The following is a 22,169-nucleotide window of genomic DNA, read 5'->3' as shown; positions in this document are numbered from 1 at the left end:
TAATCGTCATCGTTTGATGCTAAAATTTGTGCCTGGAGGGTGAGAACGATGCGAACTACTCTTGCACTGGATGATGCTTTGATGGAGCGGGCGGCTTCTTATACCGGGCTTCGCGAGAAGTCTGCGCTGGTGCGTGAGGCGTTGAAGGCGCTGATCGAACGCGAGAGCGCACGCAGGCTGGCTGCGCTTGGGGGTAGCGAGCCAAAGGCAGCTTATATTCCGCGACGGCGTCCTGCAAAGTGATTCTCGTCGATACTTCGGTCTGGATAGATCATCTGCGAAAGGGTGAAGATCGGCTGCAATCTTTGCTGAAGAGCAACCAGGTGCTCTCGCATGCTTTTGTGATTGGCGAGGTTGCTATGGGAAGTTTCAAGCAGCGTGGCCTGATCTTAGATGGGCTGCGGAATCTTCCTCAGGCCACTATCGCAGAGGATGACGAAGTCCTTGAATTTATCTCAAGGCAGACGCTCTTCGGGACAGGCATTGGGTATATCGATGTTCATCTCCTGGCGGCGGTTAGGCTGACTCCCGGTGCGTTGTTGTGGACAAGAGATAAGCGCCTCAAGGAGATCGCAGAAGGTCTGAGTTTAGCGGCACCTGAGAGCTAACGCGATATTTCAGGTCTGGCGGCGGTAGAAGAGGCCGGCGGTGAAGAAGACGATGGCGACCATGAGGGCGATGCGGGCGTGGAGGACGTTGTGAAGGCGCAGGCTGATGAGGCTGTCGGCGAGCCAGGCTGCGAAGCCCAGGAACCAGATCCACGCTGTCTTTCGCATCATAGGCATGCTCCAGAGAGGTTTCGGCCGGGCCGAAGGGGCGCGGTGGGATGGCCTTGTTCTACACTATTGTTAGAGACTCACCCAGGAGAAATACGTTGTCACAGCGCACATTCAGCATTATCAAGCCGGACGCCGTTCGTAAAGGCCACTCTGGTGCTATTCTCGCCGCGATTGAAAAGGCGGGGTTTAAGATTGTCTCCATCAAGCGGCTTTCGATCTCGAAGGCACAGGCTGAGGGTTTTTACCATGTTCATGCGGCGCGTCCGTTCTTTGGCGAACTGACGGAGTTCATGTCGAGCGGACCGATCTTCCCGATGGTTCTGGAGAAGGACAACGCGATTGCCGACTTCCGCAAGCTGATGGGCGCAACCAACCCGGCGCAGGCGGAGGAGGGAACGATCCGCAAGCAGTTCGCTTCGTCGATCGGCGAGAACGCGATTCATGGTTCGGATGCCGAGGATACGGCGGCGTTTGAGATTGGATTCTTCTTCGCGGGTTATGAGCTGAAGTAAGTGTTCCGGCAATACAGAGAGTAATAGCGGCAGGCATGACCGGGCTGGAAGAGTGCCTGGTTTGTCTGCCGCCTCTGTCTTTTTGATTGATGGTTCTAAGGGGTTGCGTATGGCCGCTGATGTGAAGGCGAAGCGCGCTGCTTTTCGCAAGCTGCATGATGCGGGATGCTTTGTGCTGCCGAATCCGTGGGACATCGGCAGCGTGCGACGGCTGGAGAGGCTTGGCTTTGCGGCGCTGGCTACGACGAGCTCCGGATTCGCGTGGGCGATGGGGCGAGAGGATGGGGAGATGTCTCGCGATGAGGTGCTCGGCCACATGAGGGAGATCTGTGAGGCTACCGATCTGCCTGTGAATGCGGACTTTGAGGCTGGGTTTGCCGACACTGCCAAGGATGTGGGACGGAATGTCGCACTTGCGGTGAAGACGGGAGTTGCGGGGCTATCGATAGAGGATCGGGTGGGAGCTGAGTTGTACGATCTGGAGCTTGCGTGTGAGCGTATCCGGGCGGCTCGCGAGGCTATCGATGCATCGGGGGAAGATGTTCTGCTGGTAGGCCGTTCGGAGGGCTTTCTGGTGGGTCGAACGGAGCTATCTGCCACGATTGAACGTCTTGTCGCTTATGCAGAGGCTGGTGCGGATTGTCTGTATGCTCCGGGGATAAGGGAAGCTTCGGATATTGCGGCTGTGGTGTCTGCGGTTGCGCCGAAGCCGGTGAATGCTTTGCTGCTGGCGGGGATGCGGGTTGCGGATCTGGCTGCGGCGGGAGCGAGGCGCGTGAGTGTAGGCGGTGGACTTGCTGCCGCTGCGTGGGCTGGATTCGATCGCGCAGCTCGACAACTTATTAACGAAGGAACAGTGCCGCCACGCGGCTAAGGAGATGATGTTGAAGAACGAAACGCGGAAGTTGACGTTGCCGGAAGGGCCGTTCAAGGCTTATTTGTTCGATTGCGATGGGACGATTGTGGATTCGATGCCGCTGCACTATAAGGCGTGGAGCAAGGTGCTGGCGGAGTGGGGATGCGAGTTTCCGGAGGAGCTGTTTTATTCGTGGGGCGGCATGCCGGTGGCGGAGATTATCGCGACGCTGAATCAGCGGCAGGGGCTGTCGATGCCGGCGGACGAGGTGGCTCACCGCAAGGAGGGGATGTACTTCGATATTCTGCCGCAGCTGGAGGCGGTGCCGGAGGTACTGGAGCATATCGAGATGACGCATGGGAAGATTCCGTTTGCGGTGGTGTCGGGCAGTACGCGGGACTCGGTGACGCGGTCGCTGGAGGCGCTGGGGATTCTGGATAAGTTCGAGACGCTGGTGTGCGCGGGAGACTATGTGAAGAGCAAGCCTGATCCGGAGCCGTTCTTGGTGGCGGCGGCGAGGCTTGGCGTTGAGCCGAAGGACTGCCTGGTGTTTGAGGATACGGAGATGGGGATTCAGTCGGCTACGGCGGCGGGGATGGCTTCGGTGAAGGTGCTGCAGCCGTGGGAGCGGGAAAAGATACTAGCCGGGTAAGGCAGCTGGGTGCGTTCGGATTTTATTTGGTGAAGAGGTTGAGGTCGATGGATTCGCCCATGGCTTTGTAGCCTGCATCGTTTGGGTGGAGGTGGTCGCCGGAGTCGTAGAGGATGACGAGCATGCCTGGATGGGTGGGGTCGGTGGTGGCCTTGTCGAAGTCGATGACGCCGTCGAGTTGGTTCGAGGTGCGGATCCAGTTGTTGATGGTCTGGCGGATGGTTTCGCCCTCGGGTGACTGGTAGCCTGCGCCGACGTAGGGTGTGAGGGTGGCCCCGATGACCTTGATGCCGTGGGTGTGGGCGCGGGTGGCGAGCTGGGTGAAGCCGAAGATGAGATCGTCCGCAGTGACCGGGTCGCGGGGATGAGTGGGCGAGGTGGCGTTGCCGATGTCGTTGATGCTCTCCATGATGACGAGGTACTTGACGCCTGCCTGGGCGAGGACGTCGCGGTCGAAGCGGGCGAGGGCGGAGGGGCCGGTGTTGACGTGCAGGATGCGGTTGCCGCCGATGCCTTCGTTGAGCACGCCGAGGCGGTCGGTCTTCTTGTTGGCCTGGAGGCGGCGGGCTAGGACGTCGGGCCAGCGTGAGTTGGTGTTGCGTGTGCTGGCGGCGCCGTCGGTGATGCTATCGCCAAGGGTGACGATGGAGGCGGTGTCGTTGTCGGCGGCGACGTCGATTCCTTTGAAGAAGTCCCATGAGGTGTTTGTTTGGGGTGAGTCGAACGTGGCGGCGCTGATGGCGTTGCCGGGTACGAGGTAGTTGGTCTGGCTGGCGTTGGGGTGCTGGGTGAGCTGGGTGACGGGCTGGTCGGGCAGGAAGAGGCTGACGGCAAGGTCGGCGAAGGGCGCAACTTTGAGGGGAGCGGGGTCGCTGACGATGAGGGCTCCGGGAGGAATGGTGACGGAGGCGCGTCCGCCGAAGGTGAGCGGGGTGGCGCTGGAGGGAACGATGGCTCCGGCTCCGGCGCTGAGGGCAACCTGGGCGGCGGTGATGGTGAGGGGTTCGAGGCCGAACTCGTTGGTGAAGATGACGCGGATGGATGGGCCGCCGATGGAGATGTGCACGATCTCGCGGAGGGTGGTGCCGTCGGTGCCGAGGGCAGCAAACTTTGTGGCGGTGTTGTTTGGCGCCATGGGTGAGGCGGCCCAGGTGCCGACCCAGTGGTCGGGCGTTGCGGCGGTGGCAAGGCTAGTGGTCAGGGCGAAGAGGCAGAGAAGGGGAAGAAAGAATCTTGTGCGCGCGGTCATGACCATCCTGGGCTCGATTGTTTCGACGATCCATCTTACCGTGATCCGACTTCGTGTGATTCGATGGCGGTTTCGTGACGGGATGGGTTCACGTATAGTTGCGAAGGTTGCCGGAGTCGAGGCGACGATGCCGCGAGACGGCGGATCGAAAGACGAGCATGGGGGGAGTATCACGATGAGATGGCTAGGGATTATGCTGCTTAGCATGACAACTGCAATGGCGGCACACGGCTCTGTGACGAAGACGACCTTTGGAACCACGCCGGACGGGACGGCGGTGGATCTGTATACGCTGAAGAGTGAGGGGATTGAGGCGAGCGTGATGACGTATGGCGCGCGCGTGGTCTCGATTAAAACTGCGGATCGCGATGGCAAGATGTCCAATGTAGTGCTGGGATACAGCGCACTGGATGGATACCTCGCGGATAAGTCGACCTACTTCGGCGCGATTGTGGGACGCTATGGAAATCGCATTGCGTTCGGCAAGTTCTCGCTGGATGGGAAGCAGTATCAGATTCCGACGAACGATCATGCGAACTCGCTGCACGGCGGCACGGTGGGGTTCGACCGGATGGTGTGGCAGGGACGCGCGATTGCAGACGGCGTGGAGATGACGCTGGTGAGCAAGGACGGGGACCAGGGATTTCCGGGGACGCTGACGGTTCATGTGCGGTACACGGTCCATCATGGAGCGCTGCGTATCGACTATGTGTCTTCGACGGACAAGGATACGGTGGTGAATTTGACGAACCACTCGTACTTCAATCTGGCTGGCGATGGACAGGGAACGATTCTTCACGATGAGTTGATGCTTCCTGCGGATCAGTACACGCCGGTGGATTCGGGATTGATTCCTACAGGCGTGCTCGCTCCTGTGGAGGGTACGCCGTTTGACTTCCGTAAGGCGACGGTGATCGGGGCGCGCATCGACGAACCGAACGAGCAGTTGAAGCTTGCGGGCGGGTACGACCATAACTGGGTGCTTCGCGGAAAGAACGGCGAGGTGAAGACGGCGGCGCGGGTCTACGATCCTTTGAGCGGACGCGTGCTGACGGTGACGACGACTGAGCCTGGAGTGCAGTTCTATACCGGGAACTTCCTGACCGGGGCAAAGTACGGCACGGCACAGGAAGGGCACGAGAAGCATGCAGGGTTCTGCCTGGAGACGCAGCACTTTCCGGACTCGCCGAATCATCCTGCTTTTCCGACGACGGAGCTGAAGCCGGGTGAGACGCGGCACAGCACGACGACGTTTACGTTTTCTACGCAGGCGAAGTAGTACGTACAAGAGAGAACGCGGCGTGTGTGCGGCCGCCGCGTAAGGACTTCGAATCGATGAATAAAGTTGTGGAATCCGCCGATGCAGCGGTTGCAGATGTTGTCTCCGGGGCGACGATCATGCTGGGAGGGTTTGGGCTCTGCGGCATTCCTGAGAATCTGATTGCGGCGCTGGTGCGGAGGCGCGTGACTGGGCTGCATACGATCAGCAACAACATGGGTGTCGACGGCTTTGGCATGGGGTTGATGCTGGAGGCTGGGATGATCGCGTCGCATGTGGGGAGCTACGTGGGCGAGAATCGTCGGCTGGAGGCGCTGGTGTTGAAGAACGAGCTGGACCTGACGTTGATTCCGCAGGGAACTCTGGCAGAGCGGATTCGTGCGGGTGGCGCGGGGATTCCGGCGTTCTATGTGCCGACGGGGTTGGGCACGGTGGTGGCAGAGGGCAAGGAGACGCGGAAGATCGGCGAGAGGACGTATGTGCTGGAGCAGGCGTTGCATGCGGATGTTGCGCTGATCAAGGCGTGGAAGGGGGATCGGCTGGGGAATCTTGTGTATCGCAAGACTGCGAGGAATTTTAATCCTGTGATGGCGACGGCTGCGGACCTGACGATTGCTGAGGTGGAGGAGTTGGTTGAGCCGGGGGAGCTTGATCCTGACCACATTATTACGCCAGGAATTTATGTAAATCGCATCGTTGTGGGCGCGGCGTATCGAAAGCCGATTGAGTCGAAGTTTATCCAGTCGGGAGGTGCGGCGTGACGGGCAAGGAGAGGATTGCACGGCGGATTGCGCGAGAGTTTCAGGATGGCTTTTATGTGAACCTGGGCATCGGTCTGCCGACGATGATTGCGGGGTATGTGCCTGCGGGGATCGATGTGATGTTTCAGTCGGAGAATGGGATGCTGGGGGTGGGTGGGCCGCCGACGGATGAGTGTGCCGATCCTGATTTGATCAATGCGGGTAAGCAGCCGGTGACGGAGCTTCCGGGGTGCTCGTTCTTTGGCAGCGAGGAGTCGTTTGCGATGATTCGCGGCGGCCACATGGATATGAGCGTTCTCGGGGCGATGCAGGTGGATGAGAAGGGCAATCTCGCCAACTGGACGATTCCGGGAAAGATGGTGAAGGGGATGGGCGGGGCGATGGATCTGGTTGCGGGTGCTCGGCGCGTGATCGTTGCGATGGAGCACCAGACCAAGGACGGGGCTTCAAGGATTTTGAAGCAGTGTACGCTGCCGCTGACTGGGCAGAGTGTGGTGCACGATATCGTCACGGAACTTTGCTGGATTCGGGTGACAGCGAACGGGCTTGTGTTGACCGAGGTGGCGGAGGGGATGGACGCTGCCGGGGTGCAGGCGCGGACGGAGGCGAGGTTGATGGTGTCGCCGGAGTTGCGGGTGATGACGGCTTAAAGGGCGTTTGTGATGAGCTGGAACGCTGCGTCTGCGATGACAAACGGCTGACATTCGGCGTGTGGCCTTGTGGTATAACGGGACTATCTCAGGTGCCCGCCAGGGCATAACAGGGAAGTCCGGTGAAGAGCCGGCGCGGTTCCGCCACTGTAAGTGAGGAAAGCTGCTTTGATGTACCACTCGGCGTGACGGCTGGGGAAGGTAAAGCGGCGGTGCAGTCGCTGACTGCAACCTCCAAGCCAGGAGACCTACCTGAGAGCAGCCAGCAGGCTTCTGCGGAGAACAGGACGATGCATGATTCCAATTTTTTCATACAGCTTTTACCCTAAACACCTTTGTCTGGTTGTCGAGACTCTGACGTCGACGTCGCAGGTCTGTGGGAGGACGCTTTGAGTGACCTGCATCGTCAGCGTGTGGTACGGGCGGATGGACGTCCGGTAAATATCGTTCAGAGGCGTGCGCATCTCTCGTATTGCTTCACTGGCTGCTGCTGCGGCAGGACGGAGCGCGGCTATGCGCAGGTTCCGGTGGAGACGTACAAGGAAGAGTGGATGCGGCGGAGGATGCGCAACGCTGTTCATCTGACGAAGGCGGGATGCCTGGGGCCGTGTGTGCTATCGAATGTGGCGAGCCTGGTGTTCGACGGGCGCTCGGTGTGGTTCCACTCGGTGAATAGCCCGTGGCAGGTGAAGCAGATATTTGCGTATATCGACTCGATGCTGGATACGGATCGCTTTCTGCAGCCTCCTGAGGAGTTGCTGGAGTATGTGTTTAATTTTTACGACTGGGATGCGCGGCCTGCTGCTCCGGCGTTGATCTCGATTGAGGGTGAGAGGAAGACGATACAGGGGATTGCACTTCTGTCGCATGCCGATACCGATCTGGTGACGCTGCAGAATGCGCGGCCCGCACTTCCCGAGGGTGTCGACCTGGTGCCGTACTCGCTGAATGGATTGCGTAGCGAGGAGCAGATGGTTGCGCTGATCGAAGGTGCGTTGTCTCGTGCGCGGATCATCGTGCTGCGTCTGCATGGCCCGCTGCAGTCGGTGGCCGGCTTCCGCCAGCTGCGTGCGATGTGTGTTGCGCAGGATAGATTTCTTGTGGTGGTGAGTGGAACGGGTGAGTTCAATCCTGAATTTCTTAATGCGGGCACTGTGGAGGCGGATGTTGTCGCTTCGGTGACGACCTATCTGGAACGTGGCGGCGCTACCAATATGGCGGAGTGCGTGAAGTTTCTGTCTGACAGGCTGCTGCTGACTGGACATGGATACGAGCCGCCGCTGACGCCTGCCGAGCATGGAATCTACATGCAGGACATGGAGCATGCGGAGTATGAGGACTGGATGCGGCGGGTAGATCCGGCGAAGCCTACCGCGGCTATTCTGTTTTATCGCGCGCACCTTCTAAGCGGAAACACGGCGTTTATCGATGCACTGGCCGAGGCTGTGGAGGCTCGGGGGATGAATGCGCTGTGCGTCTTTACTTCGAGCATGAAGGCGATGGATGATGGGTTTCCCGCTGCGTTGCGCCTGGTGGAAGGACGGGCGAACGTGATCATCTCGACGTTGTCGTTTGCTTTGGGGCAGATCAATACGGGCGAGGTGACGGCTGCCGGCGAAAATATTTCGATCCTGGAGCGACTTGGTATTCCTGTAGTGCAGGCGATATCGAGCGGGATGCCGCGTGGGAACTGGGAGGTGTCGCGGCGTGGATTGAATGCGCTTGATACTGCGATCAATGTGGCGCTGCCGGAGTTCGATGGACGTATCATCTCGGTGCCGATCTCGTTCAAGGAGCGCAACGCGGCGCAGGGTGGGGATCTTTATGTGCCGCATGAGGAGCGGGTGGATCGTGTTGCGGGGATCGCGGCGAGGTTTGCGCGGTTGCAGCGTCTGCCGAATGCTTACAAACGAGTGGCTTTTGTTCTAACGAACTCGTCGACGAAGGCAGCGCAGGTAGGGAATGCGGTCGGTCTCGATTCACCGGCTAGTCTTTTGAATCTTCTTCGTGCGATGAAGGGACGGCGGTATTCGATTGGGGCGCTGCCGGAGTCGGCGGATGATTTGATTCATGATCTGATCTCGCGTGGGACTTATGACGATGCGCATCCGCTGGATGCATCGCGTGCGCATCGCTACTCTCGTGCGGTATATCGGCAGAGGTTTGATGGCTTTCCTGAGGCTCCTCAGAAGCGGATGAGAGAGATGTGGGGGCAACCTGCGGATCGTGGTTATACGCTGCGGTCTTCTTCGCCGAAGATTGATAAGAAGCTGATGAGCGAGGTAGCGACGAAGATTGCGGCGATGGACCATGAGCCGTGGACCGCTGCGGACGATTATTTATTTGCCGCGATGCATCTGGAGAATGCTCTGATTGCGATTCAGCCGCCGCGTGGATATGGGCTCAATCCGGATGCGATCTATCACACGCCGGACCTGCCGCCTACGCATCATTACACGGCGTTCTATCAGTGGCTGGCTACGCCGGTGGAGGCGGGCGGCTGGGGTGCCGATGCGATTGTGCATGTGGGCAAGCATGGCACGCTGGAGTGGTTGCCGGGCAAGTCGATTGGTTTGTCCGGCGATTGTTTTCCGGATCTTTTGCTGGAGGATATGCCGCTCATCTATCCGTTCATCATCAACGACCCGGGTGAGGGAAGTCAGTCTAAACGCCGAGCGCATGCGGTCATCGTCGACCACCTGACACCGCCGATGACGAGTGCTGAGACCTATGGACCGCTGGCTGCTTTGAATCAACTGGTGAATGAGTACTATGCTGTGGAGAAGCTGGATCCGTCGAAGCTGCCGTTTATTCAACAGCAGATATGGGAGCTGATTCAGGATGCGAATCTGAAGGCTGATCTTGATCTGAGAAATATGCTCTCGCGGGATCATGGCGACCATAAGCATGACTGGGATGATGAGTTGACGCCTGAGGGTGTGCCGGCGACGCTTGCTGAGATGAGCGGGAGTGAGGTGGCGCACCTGATTGAGGATATTGACGGCTATCTGTGTGAGCTTGGTATGGCACAGATTCGCGATGGACTGCATATTCTCGGGAACATGCCGCCGCTGCCGGAGATGCTGCGGTCGATGACGCGGTTGGTGAATGCAGGGGCTCCAAGCTTGCTGGATAGCATCGCGAGGAATCTTGGCTTCGATTATCAGGTGCTTCTAGATGAGCCGGGGCAGAGGTTGGAGAAGGCGGTTACGTTCGACGCGACGGTCTGCCACACGCATGCCGATGTGCTTGAGACTTTGGATGCGATGGCGTTGGATCTTTATACGAGGCTGGAGGAGTTTGGCTTCCGAATCGACAAGCTTGATGAGGTGCAGCGTGCGGTTATTGGTTCCGTCTCGGACGAGGTGACGGAGGCGCTTGCCTTTGCGTGTGAGCAGATTGTGCCGAAGCTGGAGCGTGCGAATGAAGAGGTCGAGCACGTTCTCGATGCTTTGGAGGGACGGTATGTTCCGGCAGGGCCTTCGGGTGCGCCAACACGGGGGATGGCGCATATTCTTCCGACGGGAAGAAACTTCTATGCGGTCGATCCTCGAGCGTTGCCGTCTGAGGCGGCGTGGCGGGTGGGGCAGCAGCTTGCGCATGAGGCGATTGAGCGTTACCGCGCGGAGGAGAATAAGTATCCGGAGACGGTGGGACTGAGCGCGTGGGGAACGTCGCAGATGAGAACGCACGGCGATGACGTCAGTGAGGTGCTTTCTCTGCTCGGCGTGCAGCCGATGTGGAATAAGCAGTCGCGGCGGCCGGAGGGGATTACGCTGATTGCGCTGGAGAAGCTTGGGCGTCCGCGCATCGATGTGACGTTGCGGATCAGCGGATTCTTTCGTGATGCGTTTCCACACTTGATCGATATGATCGATGACGCAGTAGCGCTGGTGATTGAGCAGGATGAGCCGTTAGAGATGAACTTTCCTCGCAAACACTATCTGCGCGACCTCGAAAAGAATCGAGATGAGGGGATGGAAGCGGCGGAGGCTTCGGCGCGGTACAGAATCTTTGGTGCGAAGCCTGGGAGTTATGGCGCGGGGATTTTGTCGCTGATGGAGACGCATCATTGGAAGACAGATAACGACCTGGCGAAGGTCTTTCTGGAGTGGGGCGGCTATGCGTATGGCAAGCAGGCGAATGGTGTGGATGCTCGCGCTATATTCGGCGAACGGTTGAAGAGCGTGCAGGTTGCGCTGCACAATCAGGACAACCGTGAACATGACATCTTCGACTCGGATGATTATTTTCAGTTTCACGGTGGTATGGTGGCGACGATTCGTGCGCTCACTGGCGTGCAGCCCAAGGCATACTTCGGTGATAGTTCGCGGCCGGATGCGGTGCGTATGCGGGATCTGCGGGAGGAGGCGCTGCGGGTCTATCGCTCGCGCGTGATCAATCCGAAGTGGATCGAAAGTGTGAAGCGGCATGGCTATAAGGGCGGGCTTGAACTGACGGCGACGGTGGACTATATCTTCGGCTTTGATGCTACAGCGCATATCGCTCCTGACTTTGTCTACGAAGGACTGGCGGAACACTATGCGCTGGATGAGAGCACTCAGGATTTTCTGAAGCAGTCGAATCCGTGGGCGCTGAATGCGATTGCGGAGCGGTTGCTCGAGGCCAGTGAGCGCGGTCTGTGGGAGCAGCCGAAGGCAGAGATGCTGGAAGCGCTACGCGGAGTTCTGCTGGATAGCGAGGCCCTGCTTGAGGCTCGCGGCGAGACCAGGAGGGTGACAGTATGAGCCGCGCGGTCTATCCATTTGCAGCAATCGTAGGGCAGGAGCAGATGAAGATGGCGTTGCTGCTTGCCGCGGTGGACTGGCGTTTGGGCGTGTTGTTGCGCGGTGACAAGGGCGCGGGAAAGACGACGACGGCGAGGGCGCTTGCTGAGTTGTTGCCGCAGCCCGCACGGTTCGTCAATCTGCCGATCGGTGTCACTGAAGATCGTTTGCTCGGCGGAATGGATCTGGGAAGCGCGTTGAAGGGTGAGCCGTCGCTTCGTCCCGGTCTGCTGTCGGAGGCCAATGGCGGTGTGCTGTATGTGGATGAGGTCAACCTTCTGCCTGATCATCTTGCGGATGCTCTTCTGGACGCGGCCGCGACGGGCGTATGTACAGTTGAGCGAGAGGGTTTTAGCATCGTGCAGGATGCGCGGTTTGTTTTGATGGGAAGCATGAACCCTGAAGAGGGCACGCTGCGACCTCAGTTGTTGGATCGGTTTGCTCTTGTCGTGGATATACACACTTCGGGAGTTGTTGCGGAACGAAGAAAGGTAGTGGAACGGAGGCTTGCGTACGACATCGATGCGGAGAATTTTGCGGGCCAATGGACGGAGGAGCAGTCTCATCTCCAAGAGCGCGTCGTTGCTGCACGGGCTCGACTTTCATCTGTTCGCCTTCCGCCAGAGATGTTGGAGCGGATCAGCACCGTTGTATGCGAATTGGGTGTGCTTTCGCTTCGTGCGGACCTTGCGATTGCGCGGGCAAGTTGTGCGCAGGCTGCTTTGTTGGGCAACGACGTCGTTTGCGAAGAGCATATCGATGCTGTGCTTCCGCTGGCACTTGCGCATCGTGTTAGCCGCGTGCCTCAAACTCCTCAGCCTCCGCAGAGTCAACCGCCTTCTGCCAACCAGCCGCCTGCATCTGAGCAAGAATCTAAGGCCAAGGATGAGCAGACGTTTGGAGAGGGAAGGGAACAGCAGTTTTCGGCGCAGAAGATCAAAGTGCCCGAGCTTCGCTGGCCGGTTGAGGATAGAAACGGAGTTGTGGCTGCACGAAAGGAGCAGGCTCCGGGGCCAGTTGTGAGGAGCAGGCGGACGGAGTCTCCCGACGAGTTGGATGTGCGATCTTCCGTCCTGGAGGCGGTGACGCAGACAGGGCAGCCAAAGCCGCGGCTGCAGGATTTGTATGAAAAAGTTCGTGAACCTCTGGCGGGGTCACGGTTTGTGTTTGTCGTTGACTCAAGTGGATCGCACGCGGCACGAGATCGTATGCGGGTGGTAAAGGGGGCGGTTGCCGGTCTGGTGAAACGTTCGCCGCGTCGGCGTGATGAGGTGGCGGTGATCGTATTTCGAGGGGAGAGGGCGGAGGTCCTGGTGGAGCCTACGAACGACGTCCCGACGGTGCTTGTTGCGTTGGAGTATCTGCCGACGGGCGGGCGGACTCCCCTGGCGCACGCACTGGAGCTTGCACATCAGTTCATTACTCCTGAGACGCTGCTGCTTTTGATTACGGATGGCCGCGCGAATGTTGCGTCTCGTACGGATGATCCTTGGCGTGACGCGCTCCAGGCGGCGGCGAGAATTCAATGTCAGGCACTGGTGATCGATTCTGAGTTCGGTAGCGGAGCTCTTGGCAGAGCGAAGGAGCTTGCTGAGGCGATGCACGCGGAGTTGATCCACCTAGATGCTCTTGAGGCTGGCTTTGACTTTCCCATTTTGCTGAAGAGAGTGCAAAGTCGGTAGGCCTGCCCTGGATAGAGAGGTGGCGAAGACGGTATATTCACCTCTCCACCACCTCTATTTAGGCTATCGCAGCTCGGTGCGTGATGTTCCTTATTGTTCGTTACTTCGAATCGACCAGGTGGGCGAGCCTTTTCGCGGGATCTTCGGTTCCTTCGTAGTCGGTCGACAGGCTCAAACTCTTCCACCTCTCGTCCTCCGCGGAACGCTGTGCCGCAACCAAGCCAGCGAGGTAGACAGCGTCGCTCCCCAGGAGCAGTCGCAGCGGCGGTTCAGCCATCTCCGCGACCTGGAGGATGACTTGCGCGGCTTTTGTCGGATCTCCCTGCTGTTTACCGCTTGAGGCTCGCGCATGTGCAGCGTGCGCGCCGACAGTGGCTTTGTACACGTCGCGTATCGCCGCAATCTGCATCGACGAGCCGGCCCAGTCGGTACGGAAGCCGCCCGGTTCGACGATGGTGACCTTGATGCCGAGAGGGCCGACTTCTTTGGAGAGCACCTCTGAGAAGCCTTCAACTGCCCACTTGGCTGATTGATAGGCGCTCAGGCCCGCCGCTCCAAGGCGACCACCGATCGATGAGACCTGAATGATATGTCCTGAGCCTTGTTTGCGGAGAACAGGAATAGCAGCGCGTGTGACGTTCACTACGCCGTAGAAGTTCGTGTCCATCTGCGCCCGCAGATCTTTATCGGTAATGTCTTCGATGGCAGCTATATTGCCGTATCCAGCGTTGTTTACGACGATGTCGAGACGACCGAAGGTGTCGACAGCAGTTTGAATTGCGTTGCGGGCGGCGAGCGGATTGGTAACGTCGAGTTCGACCGCATGGACCTGGTCGCCATATCGCTCAACGAGACCGGCAAGTTGAGCTGGATTGCGAGCGGTAGCTATCAACTGGTATCCGGCTGATAGAACAGACTCTGCGAGTTGACGACCAAGACCGCGAGAGCTTCCGGTAATGAGCCACACCTTAGACATAGTGAAATTTCTCCTCTAAGTAATGGATGAGTACTCACTCATAATGGATTCAGGCAGTTATCTTTTTACACTCTTCCAGAACATGTCGAATCCAAGGTCGCGATACCAGTCCGATTCCCTGGGATTCGACGCCATGAAGTTCATGGTGGTTTGTGCAGAGTTGTCCAAGGTTGCCGCGACGAATGCCATGGGAATGTTTTGTAGAATGCCTTGCTCGATCGCATCCTCGCCTAGAGTCTCTATTTCAGCAAAGGGTGCGGATCCGGCTTCTCTTGATTGAGTCGTGAGGATACTGGAGAGTTGAAGTTGTGTCAGGACCTTCCTCTGTTGCGGATGGCTGATGCCCCATGTCGTGTAGCAGTTCCATACGTGCTGGAGTCTGCTCCGAACGCTCTTTTTGCGGGGAAATCCAGACATCATCGCGTCGGCCAGATCCTGCTTGATCTCTCGATAGAGCGCATTGACTAGATCGTCTTTGGTTTTGAAGTAGGTGAATAGCGTTCCCTCGGCGATGCCGGCGAGAGCTGATATCGCGGAGGTCGGCGCACCCAGACCACGTTCTGCAAATATCTGCGTCGCGGCAGAGATAATCGCGTTTCGCTTATCGTCGCTCTTTGGGCGTGCCAGGTTGTTACCTCGAATGCGTGTTCTGTCAATGATATACAGGATAGAGGATGTGCCAATCGTTTTCCGGATCCCTCGCATCTCTAACGCGGAAGCGAGTGGACTGCTCTCTTTGATTTTGACTTATGCGAATTCGCAATTCTGCGCCGATTTAAGAAGCAGCACCTAGGATACATTTGAAGCTGCGTAAAAGATGATGCGCCGGGCTTGTTGCCGCGCCGATGTAGTAGCCGCTGTGATGCGGTGGGTCTGGTGACGGATGTAGAACGAATCGTAGGATTTCTGTATCACGGCGTGGGGTGTTTCTTATGCCGGATGGACGCGAAAAGGTTGGTCAAAAGAGATGGGGAGGCGCACAACGCGGATGATTGGAGGGAAGGGCGCCTGCATGCCGCGGAGGGCTGTAATGGTGGCTGCGGCTCTGGCTTCCTGCTGGAACTGCGCGGTTCACATGGGGCTCGCGCAATGTGCTGGGGCTGCATCGACTCCGAAGGCGGCGTCTGATTGCGTTGTGCATGCGCTCCCACTTCGTACGGTTGCGACGTTGAACCCGGCCCAGACGTATTCGCTGGCGCAGCTTATCGATGTCGCGGAGCAAAACAGTCCCCAGACGCAAGTGGCGTGGGAGCGCGCAAAGCAGGCCGCAGAGAGGCTCGGGATCGCCAAGAGCGCGTATTATCCGGTGTTGGCGGGGGTGGCAGCGTTCGCCGATAGCCGTGTCATCGAACCTTTTCCGGAGCCGCTTGCTCCTCGCGGCTATGTGATGGCGGAGGCTGTTGTGGTGCAGCCAGAGGTGACGCTCGAGTATCTTCTGTTCGACTTTGGCAGGCGAGGTGCGGCGGTGGACGCTGCTACGGCGGAGAAGCTGGCTGGAGGAGCGAATTTTATTCAGGCTAATCAGGATGTGGCGTTCCGCGTAGCTACTGCGTACTACAGACTTTTGACTGCACAGGAACGATTGCAGGCTGCCACCGAGACGCTCAAGACAGATCAGACGACGCAGGACGCGGCGGAGGCACAGTTGCAAAACGGCCGCGCGACGCTGCCTGACGTTCTCAATGCCAGGGCCCAAACGTCACAGGATGTATTCGATCTCGAGACTGCGGATGGAGATGAGAAGATAGCGCGTGTGCTGCTGACGGAAGCGGTCGGAGTGGAGCCTTCGCCCGATATTCGCATCGACGATCAACGGGATACGCAACTGCCACAGATGCTTACTTTGCCGATCGATGCGCTTATCGAGAGGGCAGTCGCCGATCGGCCGGACCTGATGGCGCAGGCCTCCGAGATTCGGGCTGCGGATGATGAGGTGCGAAAGGCGAAGGCCGCATATCGCCCCACGATCTCTCTTACTGCGGATGCCGCCCAGACAGTTCTTTGGCCATCTGTCGACTTTGGCAAGGTGGGCTATGCGAATGAACCGACGTGGGCTGCGACACTTGGAGTGGAATGGCGAATCTTTGACGGAGGCGAGCGCAGAAATCAATTGGCTATGGCTCAGTCGAAGCATCGTGAGGCACAGGATGAGATGAGGGAGAAGCATGACCAGGCAGTGCGTGAGGTGTGGACTGCTTATATCGCGTTTCGTGCGGCGCTCCGAAAGCAGCAGGCGGCAGTGTCGTTGATGGAAGCGGCGACAATGTCGTACTCGTCTTCCTTGGAGGCTTATAAATATGGCGTCAAGAATTTGATTGACGTAGTTACCGCCGAGAAGCAGTTAGCGCAAGCGCGTCTCTCCAGCGTCTCTGCTCGTTCTCAACTTTTTTTGGAGGCTGTCGATCTGGAGTTCACTACAGGAAATCTGCTTCGACATAAGCCATCGGCAACGCAGCCTCCCCCGCAGGATGGACATCCATGAATAATGTAAAGAAAAGTTATCCGTTCGCAATGCTGCTTTCTTTGATGGCCCTTACGGGATGTAGCCATGCTCCTTCGGTTGACATCCTCGGCTCATTCTTCCCTGTCTGGATGCTTTGCATCGCGCTCGCTATCGTGTTCGCTTTCGTGGTTCGTTATCTCCTGCTTCGATTTCGCTTGGAGCCCGAAGTGGGGCCGCTGGCGCTCTTCTACCCTTGCGTCGTACTTTTCTTCACAAGTCTGCTTTGGCTGATCTTCTTTCGATAGGAACAGAAAATGGAACAGGTGGCTGAAAATCTCGGGCGTAAGCGGCTTGGACGCTGGATCGGCGTTGGCGTCGTCGTTGCGGCAGTGCTTCTTCTGCTCGTCGTCATCCTGCAGACGGACCGCCACCCTCGCACGGATGACGCTTCGGTGAGGGCGAATCTCATCGAAATTGCGCCGGAGGTAAGTGGACGACTTGTGCAACTCCCGGTAAAGGACAATGCTTTTGTGAAGCAGGGTGATCTGCTGTTCGCGATCGATCCACGTCCGTATGAGTACGCCCTGCAACAGGCACTATCCGACCAGGAGGCTCTGGAGCAGCAGATCATCGACGAAAAGAGGCGGATTGCAGCTCAGCGTAGCGCAGTGCAGGCGGCACAGGCTGGGGTTCACAATACGAGAACCGGAATTCGAACTGCAGGCAGCAGTGTCGATGTTGCCAAGGCAAATGTTGTGCGTGCCCAGGCTTCCGTCGCGGCTGCGGATGCTCAGCTAAGGTATGCGACGAACAATCTCAATCGAATTGAGCCCTTGCTGCAAAAGCAATATGTAACGGTTGAGCAGGTCGATCAGGCGCATACGTCGGTGCGTGTAGCGCAGGGAAACTATGACGAGGCGCAGGCTGCCTTGGTTCAGGCGCAGGCTCAGGAGACTCAGTCTATGCTTCGCCAGCAGGAGGCCGATGCTACGGCTGCAGAGTCAGAGGCCAAGCTGGGACAAGCGGTTCACACGGTCGATACGGTCGATACACTCATGTCTGAACGTCCGGCCAAAGCATCGAAGGTGGACAGCGCGCGGCTCGATTTGGAGCGCTGCCGCGTGGTCGCTCCGTTCAATGCCTATGTCACGAATATGAACATCTCGGAGGGCGCTTACGTTCGCCCTGGGACTGCGGTGTTCACTCTCATCGACACGCGAACCTGGTATGTCATCGCTAACTATCGCGAGTCCAAGCTGAAGAACATCGGGCTTGGAACACATGTCGATGTCTTCCTGATGTCGCATCCAGACAGAAGGTTCGATGGGGTTGTGGAGAGTATCGGGTACGGCGTCTTTCCTGAAGACGGAAAGATCTCCGAAGGACTGCCCGACATTGAGCGCACCCTGAACTGGGTTCACCTCTCCTCGCGATTTCCTGTGCGTATTCGTGTGCAGAATCCGGATCCTGCGGTCTTTCGCATTGGCGCAACTGCAGTAACAGTTGTGAGGTAAGAGAGGATGAGTGCAGCTTCATCGCTCTGGGCGCAAAAGGTATGGAACGACCTGCAGCCTACTCCAGGGCGGCTGAGCAGTTCGTTGCGAATTGTGTTGACCACGATTATCGCGCTCATCCTCTTTATGACTCTGCGGGTGCCGGACGCATTCATCGGACTGTTCTTCGTATTCATCGTCGGACGCGATAGCCCTTCGACCACCTTCCGTACAGGCATGTTGATTATGCTGACTCTGGTTGCCGCGGTCGCGACAGAGCTTTTAGTTGTAATTCTTTCCGATAACGATCCGATTGCTCGTGTGCTTGGTGTTTCAGTGGTAGCTTTTGTCGCAGCGCTTCTCACAGTCACCACCACGCTTCCTGCGTTTCCGCCTATATGGGGTTTTCTCTTCTGCACTCTGATCGCATTGTGGGAGGTCCACGCGCCAGCAGGCACCCTGGTGAAAAATTCGCTATGGTTCGTGGCTGCCTGTGGCATACCGATTCTTTGTTCCATCGCAATCGAGTATGCCTTTCGTTCTCGAAGCCCAGTCGACATTCTTCAGGAGGAGAGGCGGACAAGGTATCAAGTTCTGTGGAAGATGTTTGCGTTATATGCCCAGGAAGATGCAGGCGAGGCTCTATCAGGTGCCCGACTGCAGGTGATTCGATTGGCTGCGGCGGGTCAGACTGCCATGCAGCGCCTCTACGATACGATCGTCGATCGAAATCTGGATCCAGGAGATCTTCCCGTTGGCGTGAGGGTGAGGATCTCGATGCTTGCGGAGCTTATGGATGTCTCAGCAGCATTTAGCGCGCAGTTCCCTGTGGCGGAAGACGCTGAAACTCGGAAACGCTGTGCAACGATCGCCGATCTCTGTCATACATTCAGCCAGAATCTTCGGCCCGCGGAGAAGGGTGAAATCAAGTTGAGAATGGGCGTGAACGAGACCCTGTTGGATCGGGTGGAAGAAGCGCTCCAGAACATCCTCTCGATGCCGCCCAACCTGGAACCGACACAAGATCGTAAACTGATCGCTCTCCCGTCGAACAAAGTCCCATTTTTTATTCCTGGATCCTTTAGCAACATAGACAATATAGCGTTTGCGCTGAAACTCTGTCTCTGCGCCACAGTTTGTTATGTCATCTACTTTGCCGTTGACTGGCCGGGAATAAGTACTGCAGTGATTACAGTATTCATTACAGGATTAAGCACAAGCGGCGCCATCAAGCAAAAATTTATTTATCGTCTACTGGGTTCCGTTATCGGAGGATTGATCTTCGGACTAGGATCCGCAATATTTCTGTTTCCGTATATGGACTCGATAACCTCGCTGGTGACGTTGGTTGCGGCAGTTTGCTTTATCGCGACGTGGGTCGCGGGTGGAAGGATATTCAACTACGTCGGCCTGCAGATCGCCCTTTCTTTCTATTTCGTAGCGCTGGAGGGATTCGGCGCTCCTACTCGACTTGCTCCACCACGTGATCGATTGGTCGGAATCCTGCTTGCGCTCATCGTGATGTGGTTTGTGTTTGACCGGATTTGGCCGGTGCGAACCGTCACGGTGATGCGCCGCACTCTTGCGGCGGTTTTACAAAATGATGCGAAACTCTTCCGGTTGGGGATGGAGAGCACAGAGTATGAGGCACGGTTGGAGCAGGCCGATATGCTGCGAGACCGGATCGGTAAGACGGTTGCATCTCTTCGAACGATGAGCGATGAGGTGGCATACGAGTTTGGAGAGAACCGAGCACTGCATATTCACTCCAGCGAAATAATGCTCAGGGCTGCCTTTTCCGCTGTTGCTTTGTTCTGGAATGAGTTCGTCATCCTACACGCCGAACATGACAAGGATTTTCTCCTGGCACCGCACTTGATCGCGTTGCGGCGAGAAGTCGCGGAACGAATGGAGAAAATGGCAGAATCAGTGGCTCACAAGGAGGCATACTTAACCACTGGGCCGATAATTTTGCCGGAGCGAAGACCGCTTGAGACGCTCCGCTATGAGGAGTACGCGAACAATGTAGCTTCGCGCTTCAACGATCTTCAAGAGAGTATTGCTTCGCTCGGCGTGAAAGTCTGACAGAATAGCCGATAGTAGTAACAGAGACCCTATTCTTGAATAATCTCTTTATTCGTTATTATGAACTCTGGAGAAGACATGAACTCTCAAACAATTATCGAGCAAATCGACTCAGAGATCTCGCGGCTGCAACAGATCAGGGAGTTACTGCAAAGCACCGAGGTTAAGAAAAGCACTGAGGTTAAGAATGGACCGAACCGTTCTGTAACGAGCAAAGGCGTATCCAGAAATCTCGTGGTCAAACCAGGCAAGCGTGCGATGAGTGATGAAGCGAAGGCAAGCATCGCAGCGGCGCAGAAGAAGCGCTGGGCTAAATCAAAGAGGGCAGAGAAGAAAGCAGCGAAGGTAAAGGCCGCGCAGTCTGTAAAAAGAAGAATATCTACCTCAAAGGATGCAGCGGAGCCAGTTAAAATCGCAGCCTCGGTGAAAGTTGTAAAATCTCCTGCCGCTGCCAAGCCGGTGGAGAAGAAAGCTCCCGCGAAAGCTGCAAAGTCGATAAAGTCTCCGGAGACTCGGACGAGTAAGGTCTGACGACAAAGCGTACGCGAAAAGAAGATGGAGAGGCGGGCTGCCAGGCGAACGATGGATGGCTTAATGCATCCACGAATATCGAGCCTCGTAATCTTGTCTACAAGGATGAAATGGAATTGAAACCACACTGGGCTGCCGAGGTAGATGCCCATCAGCCCAGTGTTCAGAGCTATCTTTCCGCACCCATGTTTCACTTTGAGCTCCTTGCGGAGTCTTAGTCTATCGTCGAGCAAAAATATCTTGAGAATAACCTGCCGCGGACGCTGGTTCTCATGGGGGAGGCCGCTCGATATGTATGCCGATCCAGTCGGTACGCCGTCAAATGATGCAGCTTGCCCAGGAATCCAAGTGCATTGCAGAAATCCTGATAATAGGATATTCATTATTCGTATATTCAGAGTGGGCCCGGCTACAGCCGCATCTTCAGTAATCTCCTGAAAGAGAGCCCTGATGAATCCCACTCTCGTACATCTTCTTTACGGGGCGGTCTTGCTGGGTGCCGGTCTAGGCTGCGGGCTGGTCAATACGCTCGCCTCTTCGGGGTCGGCTATTTCACTGCCTGTACTCTTGATGTTTGGGCTGTCGCCCCTCGAGGCAAATGCGACCAATCGATTAGCGGTGCTATTCGGTTCGCTCATGGCGTTACGTACCTTCCACGCCAAGGCTGAGGTGAACTGGCGCGCCGGCATCGTGATGGCGATTCCCGCTACGTTGGGCAGCGTGTTCGGTGTGCTGGCTGCGGAGAGAATCCCGGGGCGCAGCATGGGACTGGTTATCACAGCGGCCGTCATGGCAGCCCTTCTTTTACTCGTCTTCAAGATGCGAAGCGTACTCGAGCGGCCGCAAACCGGTATCGCTGGCATTACCACATCCGGTATGTTCGCTTTGCTTGGCGTTGGGTTTTGGCTCGGCTTCATCGTTCTGGATGGAGCTACCTATCTTCTGCTTGTGCTGATTCTCATGTTCCACTTCGATCTCGTGCGAGCGAACGCTCTGAAGGCACTCCTCGGCGTCACTACCACGCTGGTTCCGATTGTGATGTTCGCAAACTCCGGCAGCATCCGCTGGCGGGAGGGCCTCTTGATGTCGGTCGGCAGTGTTGCAGGCGGATACTTCGGGGCACGGCTCACCATGCACGAGCGCGCGAAGTACTGGATCTTCCGCACGCTCGTCGCCGTACTGCTGTTGGAGATTATTCACCTCGGCATCCAGTACGGTGCACCTTACCTACATCACGCGAGCTGAACTCAGTTTCGGTAAGTTACCTATGATTTTCCTGCGTACGCTAACTATTACACAGTATGTTAAGCGAGCATTGCCGACCAAGTTACTTCCGAGTCTATTTTCCAGCTTGCTTATGAAACTCGCTTGTGTAAGACATTCATACTCCGTCAATGCCGAGTTACAGCATGTTATCGAAAGCCTGGCGCACAT

General features: G+C 57.1%; 20 protein-coding genes and 1 riboswitch. Of the genes, 16 read left to right on the top strand and 4 right to left on the bottom strand.

Annotated elements, in window-relative coordinates:
* The first annotated feature begins 48 nt into the window (after positions 1 to 48).
* The gene (locus GSQ82_RS02650; RefSeq protein ID WP_158790481.1) at positions 49 to 243 is read left to right on the top strand and encodes a type II toxin-antitoxin system VapB family antitoxin; all 195 of its coding nucleotides are present in this window, start codon (positions 49 to 51) and stop codon (positions 241 to 243) included.
* Positions 240 to 608, top strand: a complete 369-nt coding sequence (locus tag GSQ82_RS02645; protein ID WP_158790480.1) for a type II toxin-antitoxin system VapC family toxin — start codon at positions 240 to 242, stop codon at positions 606 to 608. The genes GSQ82_RS02650 and GSQ82_RS02645 overlap by 4 nt, the downstream gene beginning before the upstream one ends.
* A gap of 9 nt (positions 609 to 617) precedes the next feature.
* On the opposite strand, the gene GSQ82_RS02640 is transcribed toward GSQ82_RS02645, so the two are convergent.
* A complete protein-coding gene (locus tag GSQ82_RS02640) occupies positions 618 to 779 on the bottom strand; it encodes a hypothetical protein (protein ID WP_158790479.1) in 162 nt (53 codons plus the stop codon).
* Positions 780 to 874: 95 nt separating this feature from the next.
* Between GSQ82_RS02640 and ndk the strand changes: the two genes are divergently transcribed.
* The 3 genes from ndk to GSQ82_RS02625 all read left to right on the top strand — a co-directional run bounded on the left by ndk (position 875) and on the right by GSQ82_RS02625 (position 2,799).
* Positions 875 to 1,291: a nucleoside-diphosphate kinase gene (gene ndk, locus GSQ82_RS02635; RefSeq protein ID WP_158790478.1), complete on the top strand. Its 417-nt coding sequence runs from the start codon at positions 875 to 877 to the stop codon at positions 1,289 to 1,291.
* A gap of 61 nt (positions 1,292 to 1,352) precedes the next feature.
* A complete protein-coding gene (locus GSQ82_RS02630; RefSeq protein WP_216846999.1) occupies positions 1,353 to 2,165 on the top strand; it encodes an oxaloacetate decarboxylase in 813 nt (270 codons plus the stop codon).
* Between the two features lie 7 nt (positions 2,166 to 2,172).
* Complete coding sequence (locus tag GSQ82_RS02625; RefSeq protein ID WP_158790477.1) at positions 2,173 to 2,799, top strand: HAD family phosphatase; 627 nt, start codon at positions 2,173 to 2,175, stop codon at positions 2,797 to 2,799.
* A gap of 22 nt (positions 2,800 to 2,821) precedes the next feature.
* Here the strand turns inward: GSQ82_RS02625 and GSQ82_RS02620 are convergent, their stop codons facing one another.
* Positions 2,822 to 4,048 (bottom strand): SGNH/GDSL hydrolase family protein, encoded by a 1,227-nt coding sequence (locus GSQ82_RS02620; protein ID WP_158790476.1) that lies wholly within the window; start codon positions 4,046 to 4,048, stop codon positions 2,822 to 2,824.
* 193 nt (positions 4,049 to 4,241) lie between these two features.
* On the opposite strand from GSQ82_RS02620, the gene GSQ82_RS02615 reads away from it, so the two are divergent.
* The 5 genes from GSQ82_RS02615 to GSQ82_RS02595 all read left to right on the top strand — a co-directional run bounded on the left by GSQ82_RS02615 (position 4,242) and on the right by GSQ82_RS02595 (position 13,207).
* Positions 4,242 to 5,327, top strand: coding sequence for an aldose epimerase family protein (locus GSQ82_RS02615; RefSeq protein WP_158790567.1), 1,086 nt, complete (start codon positions 4,242 to 4,244; stop codon positions 5,325 to 5,327).
* Positions 5,328 to 5,383: 56 nt separating this feature from the next.
* On the top strand, positions 5,384 to 6,088 hold the full coding sequence (locus tag GSQ82_RS02610) for a CoA transferase subunit A (RefSeq protein WP_158790475.1): 705 nt from the start codon (positions 5,384 to 5,386) through the stop codon (positions 6,086 to 6,088).
* Positions 6,085 to 6,738 (top strand): 3-oxoacid CoA-transferase subunit B, encoded by a 654-nt coding sequence (locus GSQ82_RS02605; RefSeq protein ID WP_158790474.1) that lies wholly within the window; start codon positions 6,085 to 6,087, stop codon positions 6,736 to 6,738. The genes GSQ82_RS02610 and GSQ82_RS02605 overlap by 4 nt, the downstream gene beginning before the upstream one ends.
* A gap of 73 nt (positions 6,739 to 6,811) precedes the next feature.
* A riboswitch (cobalamin riboswitch) is annotated at positions 6,812 to 7,009 on the top strand.
* Positions 7,010 to 7,127: 118 nt separating this feature from the next.
* A complete protein-coding gene (gene cobN, locus GSQ82_RS02600) occupies positions 7,128 to 11,486 on the top strand; it encodes a cobaltochelatase subunit CobN (protein ID WP_254061376.1) in 4,359 nt (1,452 codons plus the stop codon).
* Positions 11,483 to 13,207 carry an AAA family ATPase gene (locus GSQ82_RS02595; RefSeq protein ID WP_158790473.1) on the top strand — a complete coding sequence of 575 codons (1,725 nt, stop codon included), beginning with the start codon at positions 11,483 to 11,485 and terminating at the stop codon, positions 13,205 to 13,207. The genes cobN and GSQ82_RS02595 overlap by 4 nt, the downstream gene beginning before the upstream one ends.
* A 100-nt stretch (positions 13,208 to 13,307) precedes the next feature.
* On the opposite strand, the gene GSQ82_RS02590 is transcribed toward GSQ82_RS02595, so the two are convergent.
* Together GSQ82_RS02590 and GSQ82_RS02585 are read right to left on the bottom strand one after the other, a co-directional pair.
* Entirely contained in the window at positions 13,308 to 14,183 is an 876-nt protein-coding gene (locus tag GSQ82_RS02590) for an oxidoreductase (protein ID WP_158790472.1), read from the bottom strand.
* Positions 14,184 to 14,240: 57 nt separating this feature from the next.
* Entirely contained in the window at positions 14,241 to 14,888 is a 648-nt protein-coding gene (locus GSQ82_RS02585; protein ID WP_158790471.1) for a TetR/AcrR family transcriptional regulator, read from the bottom strand.
* Positions 14,889 to 15,171: 283 nt separating this feature from the next.
* Between GSQ82_RS02585 and GSQ82_RS02580 the strand changes: the two genes are divergently transcribed.
* From GSQ82_RS02580 to GSQ82_RS02555, 6 genes are all read left to right on the top strand, one after another.
* Complete coding sequence (locus GSQ82_RS02580) at positions 15,172 to 16,665, top strand: TolC family protein (RefSeq protein ID WP_254061375.1); 1,494 nt, start codon at positions 15,172 to 15,174, stop codon at positions 16,663 to 16,665.
* Positions 16,662 to 16,931: a YtcA family lipoprotein gene (locus GSQ82_RS02575; protein WP_158790470.1), complete on the top strand. Its 270-nt coding sequence runs from the start codon at positions 16,662 to 16,664 to the stop codon at positions 16,929 to 16,931. The genes GSQ82_RS02580 and GSQ82_RS02575 overlap by 4 nt, the downstream gene beginning before the upstream one ends.
* Positions 16,932 to 16,940: 9 nt before the next feature.
* A complete protein-coding gene (locus tag GSQ82_RS02570) occupies positions 16,941 to 18,140 on the top strand; it encodes a biotin/lipoyl-binding protein (protein ID WP_158790469.1) in 1,200 nt (399 codons plus the stop codon).
* A gap of 93 nt (positions 18,141 to 18,233) precedes the next feature.
* On the top strand, positions 18,234 to 20,204 hold the full coding sequence (locus GSQ82_RS02565) for an FUSC family protein (protein WP_254061374.1): 1,971 nt from the start codon (positions 18,234 to 18,236) through the stop codon (positions 20,202 to 20,204).
* A 78-nt stretch (positions 20,205 to 20,282) separates the two neighbouring features.
* Positions 20,283 to 20,735 (top strand): hypothetical protein, encoded by a 453-nt coding sequence (locus GSQ82_RS24660; protein WP_216846998.1) that lies wholly within the window; start codon positions 20,283 to 20,285, stop codon positions 20,733 to 20,735.
* 450 nt (positions 20,736 to 21,185) lie between these two features.
* A complete protein-coding gene (locus GSQ82_RS02555; protein ID WP_158790467.1) occupies positions 21,186 to 21,980 on the top strand; it encodes a sulfite exporter TauE/SafE family protein in 795 nt (264 codons plus the stop codon).
* Positions 21,981 to 22,169 lie beyond the last annotated feature (189 nt).

The sequence above is a fragment of the Granulicella sp. L60 genome (assembly GCF_009765825.1).
GTDB lineage: Bacteria > Acidobacteriota > Terriglobia > Terriglobales > Acidobacteriaceae > Edaphobacter.
This window is presented reverse-complemented; position numbering and strand designations above follow the sequence as displayed.